Here is a 13,108-nt window from a genome sequence, read left to right on the forward strand (position 1 = left end):
ATTACTCCATTCCGATCTAACGATCATCGCCAATCTATCTGTCAGTTGGGGCTTTCATTTAGCTGTTCTTTGCTCCTGCGAGTTTGACTCTTATTACTTTTTAACCTGATCAATCGGGATAATCATGCAAAGGAGTCGGACAGCAGCCGAACGGCACCTTATTGACCTGCCGCCCAGTGCCCAGAGCCCGGCGCTCTCCCAGTGCCCAGAGCCCGGCCCGGCTCACAGAGCCGGCACTCTCCCATTGCCCGGCGCTCGGTGCCCGGCTCACAGAGCCCGCGCTCTCCCAGTGCAGTACCAATGCGCGGGGAGCAGCGCCTAGCGCCCAGCGGGAAGCACGGCTTGCGCGATATAGACCGGGTTGGTCAGGCAAGTCATGACTTCAACGTCCCACTCGGGCAAGTATCGCCGTGCCTCCACACGGTAAAACAACCGATCCGCCGGCATACGGCAAACGAGTTCCCGTTCGCCTTCTTCCATCGTCCATTCCCGCTCCAAGCCGCGGTCCGACCAGAGGCCAACGCGATCCCCTTGCGCCCCGAGAATGGTCATCGTTAGCTCTATGTCGTCCCGCCCGGCAACCTTCAGTTCTTCGCCTACGCCTGCTTCATCTGCCTCCAACGTGATAAACGTATCCTCCGGCCCCATCGACAGCACTACCGCACCGCGTCGAACGGCTTCCAGCACCGCCGCAACCGTCTCCTGGGCGACGTAAACATGCGCGGTCGGCCCCCCGTGCCGGACAAGCGGATCCTCCCGGTGCGTATCGCTGCCGCCGACAGCCACGATGCGCCGGCCTTCCGCAAGCCGTTGCTGCCACCAGGCCACCGCCTTCTCGTTCAGCCCTCTCCACGGCCCGTTCCACACCTCGATCGCGTCGAACGGCACGTCGAAGCCGAGCTCCCACGGGCAGTCCGGGCAAAACGGATGATTCAGCGAGACCAGCGCGCCTTTCTCCCGTGCCTGGCTCAGCTCCTTTGCAGCCGCTTCCGTCGTTAAAACCCGGAAGTCGGTCAACGCGTCCGGATGCCCGAGCAGGTTGGCGTGGCCTTTATAGCTGGTCAGCTCTACGCCGGGGATCAGCAGCAACGTCTCATCCTTAGCCCCGGTAAAGAGATTTTGCGAAGACGTGTTGTGGTCGGTCAATGCCAGGAAATCGAGCCCCTTCATCCGGCAAGAGTCCAACGCTTCGCTAATCGTATATTTCCCGTCACTATGGACGGTATGGGCGTGCAAATCCCCTTTGATCCAATGCGGGTGCTTTAAGATAATCGTGATATGGAGCTCTATCAGAATCCCTTCCGCGGGGACCCGATAAGCCCCTAGCAGCACTGCCCATTCCCCGGCGTGGATCGGACCGGCGAGGTAACCGGGCGTTGCTTTTTCCAAACCTATCTGAAAACCGTCCCGCGCCCCACCGCTCCAACCGATGATCCGGTCCGGCGAACGCAGGCCGAGGTCGACCACGGAACGATCGTTTTTTTCATAGCGATAACGAACTTCGATGGACTCCGCCCCCTCCGGAACGGAAAAGGCGACCTCCGGATAACTCCGCTCCTGTTCATGACCTAGCCGGACGTGAACTTGGCGCTCCAATCGGTTGTTTGCCATATCTTAGCCGCATCCTTTCCTATTCCTTGCTGGCTCCCAGCATGATGCCCTTCATGAAAAAACGTTGAACGAACGGGTACACCGCAATCAACGGGAGGATCGCGATGACGATGCCGGCCATTTTCACATTGGTCGTTACCAAATAATTGCTCGACACGCTGCTCGTATCGATGATGATCGATTTCAGCGCGACCTGCAGCGTATATTTCATGCTGTCGTTAATGAAAATAAGCGGTGCCGTAAACATGTTCCAGCGCCCGACAAACTCGAACAGCGACACTGTGGCGAGTCCCGGTGCGGCGAGACGCAGATAGATTTTGGCGAAAATCCAGAAATCTCCCGCTCCGTCGATTCGACCCGCTTCGGCGATCTCGTATGGGATGCCCATAAAGAAATTCCGCATCAACAGAATCGAAAAACCGGACACCAAACCAGATAACACTAGCACCGTCAGGGTATTAATCAGATGAAAATCCTTGTTCACCACGTACAGCGGAATCAACACCGCTTCCTGCGGTATCATCATTGTCAGTAAAATAAACGTGATCATCCCTTTCTTCCCCGGCACATGCGGATGGATCAGCACATATCCCGCCAGCGAGGACAAGAGCACATGCAGGACCGTCCCGACTCCAGTGACGATCGCGCTGTTCAGGAACGGCCGCCACAGGTCCAGGCTTTCCCAAATCGTCTTGTATCCCTCTGCGCTAAACTGCGTCGGAAACAGCACGACGTTCGGCTGCATCGAGGCAAGACCCGACGAGAATGACAAGGCTAATACATTTAGAAACGGGATTACCATCACGAGCATCAAAAGCAGCAGAAAAAGCACGTTCACGGCGTCAAACAGCTTGTTTTTCCAGCCCAATCGTTCGAAACGTTCGCTCCCCATCGTTATCCCACCTCGTCGAATCGGGTTATTTTGCGTACGATCAACGTCAGCGCCAGGGTGAACAGCAGCACCATGAAGCTCGCGGCCGCGGCTACGCCGACCTGCATGTTCATGATCCCTTTTTCGAACGTATACACCATCAACACGTCGACATCCGGTGCCGTAGATGGATTGCGAAGCACAAAAACCTGGTCGAAGATCCGCAGCACGCCCATCGTGTTTAGCAACAAAACGACTTTCATCGTACCCAGCAACTGAGGCAGCGTTACGTAACGAACCTGCTGCCAGCGGGTTGCCCCATCCATGCGCGCCGCTTCATAGAGCGACGGATTGATCGTTACGATGCCTGCCAGGAACAAGATGCAATTGTAGCCCATGTCCTTCCAGGTCGCGACGAGGATCATCACCCAACGGGCCCAAAACGACTCCGCCAAAAAGTGAATCGGCGGCGTGCCCGCCCAGCGCTGGAGCAGTAAATTGACTAACCCGGTATCCGGCGAAAGCAGGAATATCCAGATCCCGCCAACGATGACCCAGGACAGCAAATGAGGAATGTAGAGCACCATTTGGGCTGCTTTTTTGAAACGGGCATGCAGCACCTCGTTTAAAGACAACGCCAGCACCAAGGGAGCGGCAAAGCCAAAGGCCAGAATACCTCCCCCGATCACCAGGGTGTTCGTCAGCGACTTCCAGAAGAACGGGTCATGCCAGACCTGCGAGTAATTCGCAAGCCCGGCATAAGGACCGTCCCCCATGAGCCGATAATCCTGAAAGCTAACCTGCAGCCCCTTAATGAGCGGATAATAACCATAGACAAGAAAGTAGATGGCTACAGGGATCATCATGAGATATAAAGCCGCGTACTTTCGAAGAGCTTTCATGATTGAACGTCACTTCCTATCCTTGGCCTATTCGTCGATGAGATTCGCTGCCTTCAGTTCTTTCTGCATTTGCTTCACCGCATCGGCCGCCGGCATTTCCCCGGACATCGCCTTCAGGGCGTAGTTTTGCACGATTTTTTCGGCGTCGGCCCACTCCGGCAGCGACAACTCCAGAGTGGCATACTGCTTGACCAGATCCTGCGCTTCCTGCACGCCCGGCAGCTTGCCGAACGGCGGCTTGACCGTTTCGTTGTACCAGAACGGTACGCCGTGGTCCATGTTATGCTCCTTGCCGGTCGCGGTCAGCATGTACTGGCCGCCGTCCTTCGTATAATCCTCGCCTTCGATCCCAAGGCTGCCCAGCGTAATCCCCGCTTCGGTATGCCAGAACTCCAGGAACTTCTTCGCCGCGTCTGGGTGCTCGGCATTCACCGGTACCATCCAGTAGTCAGGGTCTCCGCGGCGCATCAGCAGGCTGCCATCCGGTCCCGTCGCACTGGCTAAAGCCTTCGCTTCAAACGTCGTGTTCGGGTCGGCTTCCTGACGCGTGCTGTTAAACATGCCGACCCAAGCATCCCAATAAGTAACCATGCCGACGCGGTCGGTCAGGAACAGGTTGCGCATTTTGCCGGTATCGTTCGTGACGAAGTTCGGGTCCATGATGCCTTCCTTCGTTAGTTTGGCAAACCACTCATACATCGGGATTGCTGCGTCTGACGCGTACGGGATCGTCCGTTTCCCATCCTTGACTACATAGCGGTATTTCAAGCCCGCCGCGCTCATGAAGCCCTGAATATCGTACAGCCCGGAGGTACTGAGCCCATAGGTGTCCGCTTTCCCATTGCCGTCCGGATCCTGTTCTTTGAACGCCTTCAGTACGTTGTAGTAGTCGTCCAGCGTTTTGGGCTCTTGCAGGTTCAGCTTATCCAGCCAATCCTTGCGAACGATCGGCATCGTACCGCCCTGAAATTTGGAGAACACGGCATAAATGTTCCCATCTTGGCCTTTCAACTGATCCCATTCCGAAGCGGGAACGACGCTAGGATCCGACAATTGGCTTGAACCCTGCACGAAACCGGTGAGATCGGTGAGCGCGCCTTGATCGACGAAGCTGTTCAGCTTGCCGAGATCGCTGCCTTCGATGAGATCGTATTTCTCGCCGGAACCCAGCGCCGTCAGTACCTTTTGGTCATAGTCGCTAGCCGGGCGTTCGATCGTCACGTCGATGCCGGTTAATCGCTTAATCTCCTGCTCGAATTTAGCGTTTTCCTCCGGCGTTTTCCCGCCTACGTTAGCGGACAGGATGCGCAGTTTCATGTCGCCTGCCGCTGTATCCGTTTGCTCCGCGGCAGATGCGCCGTCTTGCGTTCCGGTCGTTCCGCCGTTCGCCGGGGCACCGCTATTCGGGGTATTTCCGCCGCAGGCGGACAGAAGCATTGAGCCGATCGCCAGCAGCACCATGAGTTGGGTCGCTTTCCTCATCATGATTTCCTCCTTAATAATCTTATAGGTTCCTATCCTGATCTTGTTTTCTCTCTCTTCTTCTACTCTCTAGAGCTTAGCGCTCACCGGGGACGCGCAGGAACCGCGTACCACAATGTCGGCCGGGATCAGCGTTCGCTTGGCGAGTCGCTTGCCGGTTTCAAGCTGCTCCAGCAAGAGCAGCATGGACTCTTGGCCCAATTGGTCGGCATGAAGCCGGACTCCGGTGAGAGGCGGCGAAAATTCCTGCGCCAACGGGGTGTCATAAGCGAAGGACAACACGGACAATTGCTCCGGAATGCCTAACCCCAGCTGCTCCGCGGCTTGGTATGCGCCAAGCGCCATCGAGTCGGTATCGGCGAGTACCGCTGTGATGCCGGGGTTTGCGCGCAGCTCGGCCAAAACCGTTTCGCAACCGAACGTCACTGACGAGGTGGTACCGTCCGGCTTGTGCACGATCATCTCCCTTGGAGGCGTTAGCCCCGCCTGCTCAAACGCGTTCAGATATCCCTGCCCGCGGTCCACGGCCACCGTGCGATTCGCCGGTGCATTCAGGAACAGAATGCGCCGGTGCCCTAGCGACATCAGGTAGTGCGTCGCTTTGGCAGCGATACCGACGTTGTCGTTGTCGACGTAGCAGACGCGGGACTCGTCCTCCTCGGACGGACGGCCGATCACGACGATCGGGATGTCCCGCTGCAAACAATCGTCGATCCGGGAATCGCCGATCACCGCGTCGAGGATAATCTCGCCATCCACGGGATCGGAGGCAATGTGTTCGACCTGATTTTTGAACGTAGATGACACCGTGTTGATTAACAACCGATAACCTTTCTCGTAACAAACGGGCAGCACCCCGTTAAGCAGCGAATACTGGAATTGGTTCAGCTTCGCCTTTTCTTCGCCCCTCATATTGAGGCCGATGATGCGCGTCGTTTTGTTCACCAGACTACGGGCCCAGTAGTTTGGCCGGTAATTCAGTTCCTTCGCCACTTTGAGAACCTCTGCCGTCACCTCTTTGCTGATCGGGCGCTTTTTGCTGAACACGCTGGACACGGTGCTCTTCGAAACTCCCGCCGCTTTGGCCACATCATCAATCGTTGCCACTGCCAATCGTTCCTCTCCACATTTCGTACTAGTACGAACCTAGATTAAACCGGTTTTGTTAAAAGCGTTTCGGCTTCCCGTCCGAAGTTTGTAAAATCGCTGCCCGATTGTTTGCGAAACCGGTTTAATGTAGATCCGCCGTTTGGAACACAAAAAAGCGGCCGGAGGGCCGCTTTGCATCGAGATATATTGTGTTTGTTAACTTCCCCTGCTGCTAGTTATGGGTGACGACCGCGCCGGTACCGCCGTACATTTCGACCTGCTCGGCAAACTCCAGCTTCAGGACGGTGACCTGCTCATGACAATCCTCGGACGTCAAATCAATCCATGTCGTACCCGGGATGTTAAACCAAGGCACGCCGCCGTGAATCTCATATTTCAGTTCTTTGCCCGAATGGAGCACGGTTATTTCCCGAATCGGATTGCATAAGCCCTTTAGGCAGACGCTTTCCTTCGGATCATCGTAAACGAACAGGTATAACGTCTTCCGATCTTTCGTTAACGTGCTTCCGCCTAACCAATAGCGGGTCATGAGCCCTTCGACCGTGCCATACACCGCTTCTTCATGCGTTCGGATCCAGTCGCCCAATCCAAGCAGGATGTCGGCTTGTCTCGGATCGATCGTTCCGTCCTCCCGGGGACCGATATTCAGCAGCATATTGCCTCCCATGGAAATACAGTCGCAGAACATGCGAATGATTTGCTTTAAGGTTTTATATTTTTGATCTTTGGGCTGGTACCCCCAAGACGTGTTGATCGTCGTACAGAATTCCCAAGGTCCTTCGGGTCTCGTGATCGGCAGCCCTTGTTCCGGCGTTTTGTAGTCCCCGTGGCCGGCCAAACGCGAATTGATGAGGATATTCGGGTTAAAAGACCGCAAAAACTCCTTAAACTCCGGCAGTCCCCATTGCTCGGCGCTGCGTTCCCAGTCCCCGTCGAACCAAAGCAAATCGACCGTGCCATACCTCGTCAAAATTTCGCTCAACTGATGACGATTAAATTGCAGGAAATTCTGCCACTTCTCCTCGTCCTGTTCACCGTCCAGCGGGTCCGAGAATCGGTTAACCCGGCTCAAGTCCTCAGGCACGATTCCGCCGGGATACACGCTAGGGTAATCCGGATGCGACCAGTCAATCAGCGAGTAGTACAAGCCCAGCCGGATTCCCCGTTTCGAGATGGCTTCGGCATACTCCTTGACGATGTCGCGTCGGGCCGGCGTTCGCTTCACCACGCTCAAATCGCTGTACTTCGTATCGAACAGAGCTACGCCGTCATGGTGTTTCGTCGTCAAGACCGCGTACTTAGCCCCGGACTTTTCGATCAATTCGGCCCAGGAATCGGCATCGAACCGGGAAGCCGTAAACCCGTCCAATTGTTTCATGTAGTCCTCATACGAAATCACGCCGTTATGAAAGGACCAGGATTCGGAAACGCCGTCAACCGCGTAAATCCCGTAATGGATAAAGATCCCCAACTTGGCGTCTTCAAACCATGGCTGCATCGTCTTGCCCTCCTCTGTCGTTTATTCCTCTCTAACGATAGACTTTAGGGGCTTGAGGGGTAAATATGTGGTTTTTATGAAAGGTATGTCGTTTTGGAACTCGCTCCCTGGTTTAACTTCTGAAACCGACGTTCCATGGCGTCCATTCGCGTTCCTATCCTTCCCGCAGTTGCTCCTGCCAAGCCGGCAGCCGCGCCATCTGACTTCTGGCGGCGGACTCGGCCGCCTGCATGTCCAGACCTTGGGTTCGAACGATAAAAGCCGTCATGGATTTCAACTTCTCTTCCAGCGACTGCATGGTACCGTCCGGCCGTGCACAATGCACGCAGTAATCCTTACTCGTGTCGCCCAAGGCGAACTCGGACGGCTCCTGCATCGGCATGCCGCAGGCAATACATGTTTTCATATTGAACACTCCTTTTTTTGGATACTGTTTGAGGTCTAGATGGGTTCCTTTATCCCCGAGGCGCGAGCAAAAATAGATAATGCTCCAGCAATTCCTCCCCGTAACGCTCCAACACGGGGCCTTCCGGGGCAAACAGATCGTCGTTCGCCAAATAATAATGGAGCAAACCGATCCAGGTGTTGAACAGCAAGTGGAGCGGCATGTTCCGAATCAAACCGGCTTGCATCTCCCGCTCGGCGGCGGCGCAGAGATGATGCGAGACTACCGACTGGACCGCGGTTAAAATATGCCGCGATTCGTCCGGCAGCAGCCGGTTTTCCCGGACTAGCCGGGCATAAAAAGGCTCCGCTTCCCGCAATCCCGCCAAATGGGCCTGCAGCACCTCGCGCAAGCTGCTGCCCTGGGAAGCCAGCTCATGCAGCCGGGCACCCGTTTGCGTGCCAAACGCCTCGATAACCGCATTCAAGAGCGCCTCCTGCGTGGCGAAGTGGGCAAATACCGTGCCGTGCGACACCCCCGCCTCCCGGGCCACATCCGCAGTACGGGTGGCTACCAGTCCTTGCCGGGCATACAACGACAGCGCCGTATCGATTAACCGCTGACGGGTTTGTTCCTTTTGCTGCTGGCGCTGCGACTTTACCGTCCTCCCGCTGCCCTTGTTGTCCAAGAAAAAATCCCCCTCCTTTCCGTCCATTGTCGAAGTTTCATGCAATTGGTTCATGAAGCGATTCTCCGTTCGCATCACACTGAGTCTTGACTCATTGAGTACAAACTCAATATAATCCCCTGGGATCCCATTGTCAAGTTTTGGTTTTGGGTCTAGACAGCCCATGTCAGTGGTTCTCAAAACGCAAGAAGGGTGCTCCATCAGGAACACCCCGTATCTTCTATAGGTTAGATATCGTACACGCTGCGAACCGTGAGCCGTTCTTGCAGCTCGGTGAGTCCCGCCGGCCGGCTCAGTGCCGATTTGGCGACGGTGACCGTCTTCCGCGTCCCGGCCGACAAATCGAAGTAGTTGTCGCTGAAGATCGCGTCCAGCCCAGTAAAATCCAACTCCACGAACCGGGCATAGGCTTCCGAGCCCAACGTGATCCTAAAACGTTCTTCCTCTTCCGTGATCGCCGCTTGGATGCCCGGATCGACGAACCCGAAATGTTTCGGCTTCACGAACAGGACCGTCCCGCCGCTCACCACTTCTCCGTCCGCCACCCAAGCGTATTCGAGGTAGGTATCGCGTAACTTTGCTTTGGTGTCCAGCTCTCCGGCAAAATCCAGCTGCTCCAGCTCCACGGTAGCAAACGAAGCGACCTCGGCCGCCCGTTCCCCTTGCCGGAGCACTACGGAGCGCGCATTCCGCAGCGTCCAGACCAGCTTGCCCTTCGCGGTCCGCTTGCTTTCGTTAGATACGTGCAAGGCAACCTGTGTGCCTTCCTCACAGGCCGATGCGAGCACCGGGGCGAAGAAGCGCTTGGCCTCGTACTGCAGCGCCTTCCAGCGTCCATAGTAATCGATGCTCGACCAGGAGGCCACCGGCCAGATATCGTTCAGCTGCCAGTACAACGCTCCCATGCAGCGGCCGCGATGACGCCGCCAATGCTCGACCCCGCAGCGCATGCCTTCGGCTTGAATCAGTTGGGAGGCATACAGCAAGGACGAGAAATCCTTCGGATAACGATACGTCTCCCCGATGTAGTAGAGAATCTTTTCGTTCCCCGTTCCGTTCTTCTGGTGGGACTCCATCACATACGAGAAGATGTTCCGGTCCTCGGGCAGCGTAAACGTCTCCACCGTCTTGAGCGACGGGAACGATTGCAGACCGAACTCCGACATATACCGCGGATACAGCATGCGGTAAGCGGTGAAGGGCTTTTTGCCGTGCCAGACGTCCCAGTAGTGCATGTCCCCGTAATTTTCGTCGTTGGGCTTGTCGAAGCTCCCCTTCGAGGACGGCGAAGCCCGCCAATAAAACGTGTTCGGATCGATTTCCTTCGCGATCTCCGGCAGCAGCACCTCGTACATCTTGATGTAGTCCGCCTGCAATTGCAGCGAGGTTTGCTCCGCCCAGTTCCACTCGTCCCAAGCCATCTCCTGCTCGTTGTTCCCGCACCAAAGCCCCAGCGAAGCGTGATGGCGCAGCCGCTTCATGTTGTCGATCGTCTCCTGCGTGATGTTCTCCTTAAATTCCTCGGTCAACTCATATACACCGCACGCGTACATATGGTCCTGCCATACGACGATCCCGTATTCATCGCACAGATCGTAAAAATAGTCCTCCGGATAATGCCCCCCGCCCCAAACGCGAATCGTATTGAAGTGGGCTTCGGCACAGCTGCGGATCAGGTGCTCCGTGCGTGCTTTGCTGCGCCGCGGGAAGATGTTGTCCTCGGGAATGTAATCGGCCCCCATGGAAAAGAACGGAATCCCGTTCGCAACGATTTGGAACGATTCGCCCCATTCGTCTTCTTCCTGCAGCACCGTCAGGGTCCGCAGGCCGATGCGCAGCACGCGCCGGTCCAGCTCCTGGCCCAGCTCGTTCAACACGATCTCCACTTCGTATAACGGCTGCTCGCCTAACCCGTTCGGCCACCACAGCTCCGGGTTCGGGATCTCCACCGGAATATGCCGCTCCTGGAGAACGCCATCCGGTCCCGCCGTTGACTGCTCGGTTCGTTCCGAAACGCCGGTTTCGATCACGTTGCCTGATGGGCCGGTTACGCGCACGGCGATCCCCCGGCTCCCTTCCGCCCAGCCGTTGGTTCGTACGCGCACGTCCAAGCTGACCTTGCCAGGCTCATGGGCTTGCGTAATGTACACATCCTCGATCCGGGAGCGATCGTAGCCGCGAAGGGTCATATCTCTCCAGATCCCAAGGTCGGGGAGCTGCGGTCCCCAATCCCAGCCGAACATCGAATGTGCCTTGCGCAGATGGGAAATGCCCGGAACGGCGTCGGCGCAGCCGATCAGCGGCCGCTCCGCCTGCTTGCACAGCACGTATTCCACGGGCGAGCGCAAAATGACGTGAATACGGTTTTCCCCGATGACCAGCAGGGGTTTGACGTCGACCTCGTACGTGCGGTGCATGTTGTCGGCGTTTAGGACAGGTGTCCCGTTCAGGTAAACCTCGGCCAACGTGTCGAGCCCTTCGCATAGCAGCACTACTCGGTCATGGGCTACCGCAGACTCGTCCAACCGGAAGGTCCGTTCATATTCATAATCGTAGTTGGATAACTCCAACACTTCGTACTCCTGATCGCGGAAGTAGGGATCCGGCATTTGTCCGGCATTCAACAAATCGTAATACACCGAACCCGGCACGGTTCCCGGGAGCCATTCGGCCTGATCCAGCCGTTTCATCCGCCAAGCCTCGCCCAAATCGACAAGCAGCATTCGTATTGCCTCCTCATGTACTTTTTTATCCTGGATATGGTTTGATTGTACTAAAGAGGCAAGGGAGTTTCTTGTATTGTGTTCACTAAAGTCATGTGCTATTTTAACATCAACATGTTGCGGAGAGGTGTCATCCATGCTGAAATATACCGAGGAAAACTATATTGACCCGGAAGTGCCGGTTAACCCGTTTCGGGTGGAATCGTTGTCCCAGGTATCGCCGGAGCATACCCATGATTTTTATGAGTTCTTCGTGATCGAAGAGGGGCGCTGCCGCCATGTCGTCAATGGGGTAAGCCAATCGCTTCGTGCCGGCTGCCTGGTCTTTATCCGGCCCGAGGACGTACATAAATACGAGCGGGAGGGGGAAGAGGACTGCCGGTTTTACAATGTCCCCTGCCGCCATAGCTTGATCGGCGAGGCGCTGGCTTATTTGGGGGAAACGGAGATGGCCGGGCAACTGCTGCAATCGCATTTGCCCCGGGTGGCCATGCTCTCGACAACCGAAGTCGGCGAATTCGTCGCCTTGTTTGAACGCATCAAGCTGTTGTCCGCCATCGATAAGCCGAAGGCCCGCATCGTCCTCAAAGGCGGGTTGGTCGAGCTTCTGACCCGGTACTTTTTCAACCCGGACCCGGTGAAGCAGACGGAGATCCCGCTGTGGCTGGAGCACGCCCTCGGTAAAATGCAGCTAAAGGACAACCTCCACCGCGGGTTGCCCGCCTTGTATGAATTGTCCGGGAGAAGCGTCGGCCACGTGAACCGCGCCTTCCGCCAATACCTGCAGCAGACGCCGACGGAATACCTCAACCAGTTGAAGTTGAAAGCAGCCCGCAACCTGCTGCTCACGACGGAACTGCGCGTCGTGGAAATCGCCCTGGAATGCGGGTTCGAGAACGTCAGCCATTTTTATCATCAATTCAAAAAATGGTATCGCCAGGCGCCCCTGGATCTGCGCAAAAGCAACAACGTCAAACGCGCGCCGTCAGCCGGTAGTAAGGAAGGGTAAGCGTCGGCACGAAACCGAGTTTTTGCGCAAGCCGATAGGAGCCCTCATTCCCTCTGCGACAGGCCCACACCGGCTCCAATCCGAGTCTTAGGCACTCGTCGATCAAAGCCTGAGAAACAAGATAGGCATACCCTTTGCCCCGGGAAGCTTCCGCCGTCTCGATGCCGATTTCCAGCTGTCGCTCGTTCCGGTAAGCCGAAAACGCCGTCGCCACATGCGCTGCGCCGCGCAGCAAACTATATCCCAAGCCAGCCTGCTCAAACGCTGCCGCGTTCCGCCAGAAGTGCTTCGGTACCACCGAGCCCTCGATTTGGTCGAACAACGCTCCGTTCGTTTTGACGAGCCGATGCTCCTCCGGGACCACAGCCGCCTTGGCTACCAAGTAACGGTCGCGGTCAAATGCAAAGTTAACCCGCTCATGAATTTCGACGCAAGGACCGGCCGGAGCGGTACCAGCCGGCTCCGCTTCCCCTACGTGAATCAGCTTCTCCCCCAGCATCCCGCGAATCTGCCCGTTCCACGCATCCGGGTAAACTTGCAGCCATTCGTCGGCGGTTCGCACGCGGTCTTCATCCAGCAAATAAGCTCGTAAAGCCCGATTGAAGTTTTCTTTCTCCGTGCTGCCGAACAATAACGACATCCCGTAGGGATGGACGACATAAAAAACCTCCGGCCGCGCCGGATCGTCGGCGTAAATCTCCCCTTCCGACTCCCCGCGGACTACGGACTCCGCAAACAACCGGTTGATTCCGACCTCATGCAGCGGTTTTACGGCTTTGGCGTAATCCCGCTTTTCCAATTTGTACAATGCTTTCCCTCCATTCGAGGC

Annotated in this window: 12 protein-coding genes; 1 reads left to right on the plus strand and 11 read right to left on the minus strand. The window is 56.3% G+C overall.

Annotation, left to right across the window (positions count from 1 at the left end):
* Positions 1–109: 109 nt before the first annotated feature.
* The 10 genes from MJ257_RS06800 to MJ257_RS06845 form a co-directional block, all read right to left on the minus strand.
* On the minus strand, positions 110–271 hold the full coding sequence (locus MJ257_RS06800; protein WP_240268513.1) for a hypothetical protein: 162 nt from the start codon (positions 269–271) through the stop codon (positions 110–112).
* 47 nt (positions 272–318) lie between these two features.
* Entirely contained in the window at positions 319–1,611 is a 1,293-nt protein-coding gene (locus MJ257_RS06805) for a CehA/McbA family metallohydrolase (protein WP_240268514.1), read from the minus strand.
* Between the two features lie 19 nt (positions 1,612–1,630).
* The gene (locus MJ257_RS06810) at positions 1,631–2,503 is read right to left on the minus strand and encodes a carbohydrate ABC transporter permease (RefSeq protein WP_240268515.1); all 873 of its coding nucleotides are present in this window, start codon (positions 2,501–2,503) and stop codon (positions 1,631–1,633) included.
* A gap of 2 nt (positions 2,504–2,505) precedes the next feature.
* Positions 2,506–3,384 (minus strand): ABC transporter permease subunit, encoded by an 879-nt coding sequence (locus MJ257_RS06815; RefSeq protein ID WP_240268516.1) that lies wholly within the window; start codon positions 3,382–3,384, stop codon positions 2,506–2,508.
* 27 nt (positions 3,385–3,411) lie between these two features.
* The gene (locus MJ257_RS06820) at positions 3,412–4,866 is read right to left on the minus strand and encodes an extracellular solute-binding protein (protein WP_240268517.1); all 1,455 of its coding nucleotides are present in this window, start codon (positions 4,864–4,866) and stop codon (positions 3,412–3,414) included.
* Positions 4,867–4,935: 69 nt separating this feature from the next.
* Positions 4,936–5,973, minus strand: coding sequence for a LacI family DNA-binding transcriptional regulator (locus MJ257_RS06825; RefSeq protein ID WP_240268518.1), 1,038 nt, complete (start codon positions 5,971–5,973; stop codon positions 4,936–4,938).
* Between the two features lie 214 nt (positions 5,974–6,187).
* On the minus strand, positions 6,188–7,474 hold the full coding sequence (locus MJ257_RS06830; RefSeq protein WP_240268519.1) for an alpha-L-fucosidase: 1,287 nt from the start codon (positions 7,472–7,474) through the stop codon (positions 6,188–6,190).
* A 154-nt stretch (positions 7,475–7,628) separates the two neighbouring features.
* On the minus strand, positions 7,629–7,880 hold the full coding sequence (locus MJ257_RS06835; RefSeq protein ID WP_178024475.1) for a zinc ribbon domain-containing protein: 252 nt from the start codon (positions 7,878–7,880) through the stop codon (positions 7,629–7,631).
* A 49-nt stretch (positions 7,881–7,929) separates the two neighbouring features.
* On the minus strand, positions 7,930–8,601 hold the full coding sequence (locus MJ257_RS06840) for a TetR/AcrR family transcriptional regulator (RefSeq protein WP_240268520.1): 672 nt from the start codon (positions 8,599–8,601) through the stop codon (positions 7,930–7,932).
* 173 nt (positions 8,602–8,774) lie between these two features.
* Complete coding sequence (locus MJ257_RS06845) at positions 8,775–11,270, minus strand: beta-mannosidase (RefSeq protein WP_240268521.1); 2,496 nt, start codon at positions 11,268–11,270, stop codon at positions 8,775–8,777.
* A gap of 136 nt (positions 11,271–11,406) precedes the next feature.
* On the opposite strand from MJ257_RS06845, the gene MJ257_RS06850 reads away from it, so the two are divergent.
* Positions 11,407–12,279, plus strand: a complete 873-nt coding sequence (locus MJ257_RS06850; protein ID WP_240268522.1) for a helix-turn-helix domain-containing protein — start codon at positions 11,407–11,409, stop codon at positions 12,277–12,279.
* Here MJ257_RS06850 and MJ257_RS06855 read toward each other — a convergent pair.
* Positions 12,242–13,087 carry a GNAT family N-acetyltransferase gene (locus MJ257_RS06855; RefSeq protein WP_240268523.1) on the minus strand — a complete coding sequence of 282 codons (846 nt, stop codon included), beginning with the start codon at positions 13,085–13,087 and terminating at the stop codon, positions 12,242–12,244. The genes MJ257_RS06850 and MJ257_RS06855 overlap by 38 nt on opposite strands.
* Positions 13,088–13,108: the final 21 nt, after the last annotated feature.

The organism is Paenibacillus timonensis (assembly GCF_022427145.1).
Lineage (GTDB): Bacteria > Bacillota > Bacilli > Paenibacillales > Paenibacillaceae > Fontibacillus > Fontibacillus timonensis.

Excerpts from the sequence above, each read along its gene's own strand:
- MJ257_RS06810 (WP_240268515.1), bottom strand. The coding sequence starts at position 2,503 with ATGGGGAGCGAACGTTTCGAACGATTGGGCTGGAAAAACAAGCTGTTT.
- MJ257_RS06830 (WP_240268519.1), bottom strand. The coding sequence starts at position 7,474 with ATGCAGCCATGGTTTGAAGACGCCAAGTTGGGGATCTTTATCCATTAC.
- MJ257_RS06840 (WP_240268520.1), bottom strand. The coding sequence starts at position 8,601 with ATGAACCAATTGCATGAAACTTCGACAATGGACGGAAAGGAGGGGGAT.
- MJ257_RS06805 (WP_240268514.1), bottom strand. The coding sequence starts at position 1,611 with ATGGCAAACAACCGATTGGAGCGCCAAGTTCACGTCCGGCTAGGTCAT.
- MJ257_RS06815 (WP_240268516.1), bottom strand. The coding sequence starts at position 3,384 with ATGAAAGCTCTTCGAAAGTACGCGGCTTTATATCTCATGATGATCCCT.
- MJ257_RS06850 (WP_240268522.1), top strand. The coding sequence starts at position 11,407 with ATGCTGAAATATACCGAGGAAAACTATATTGACCCGGAAGTGCCGGTT.
- MJ257_RS06820 (WP_240268517.1), bottom strand. The coding sequence starts at position 4,866 with ATGAGGAAAGCGACCCAACTCATGGTGCTGCTGGCGATCGGCTCAATG.
- MJ257_RS06835 (WP_178024475.1), bottom strand. The coding sequence starts at position 7,880 with ATGAAAACATGTATTGCCTGCGGCATGCCGATGCAGGAGCCGTCCGAG.
- MJ257_RS06845 (WP_240268521.1), bottom strand. The coding sequence starts at position 11,270 with ATGCTGCTTGTCGATTTGGGCGAGGCTTGGCGGATGAAACGGCTGGAT.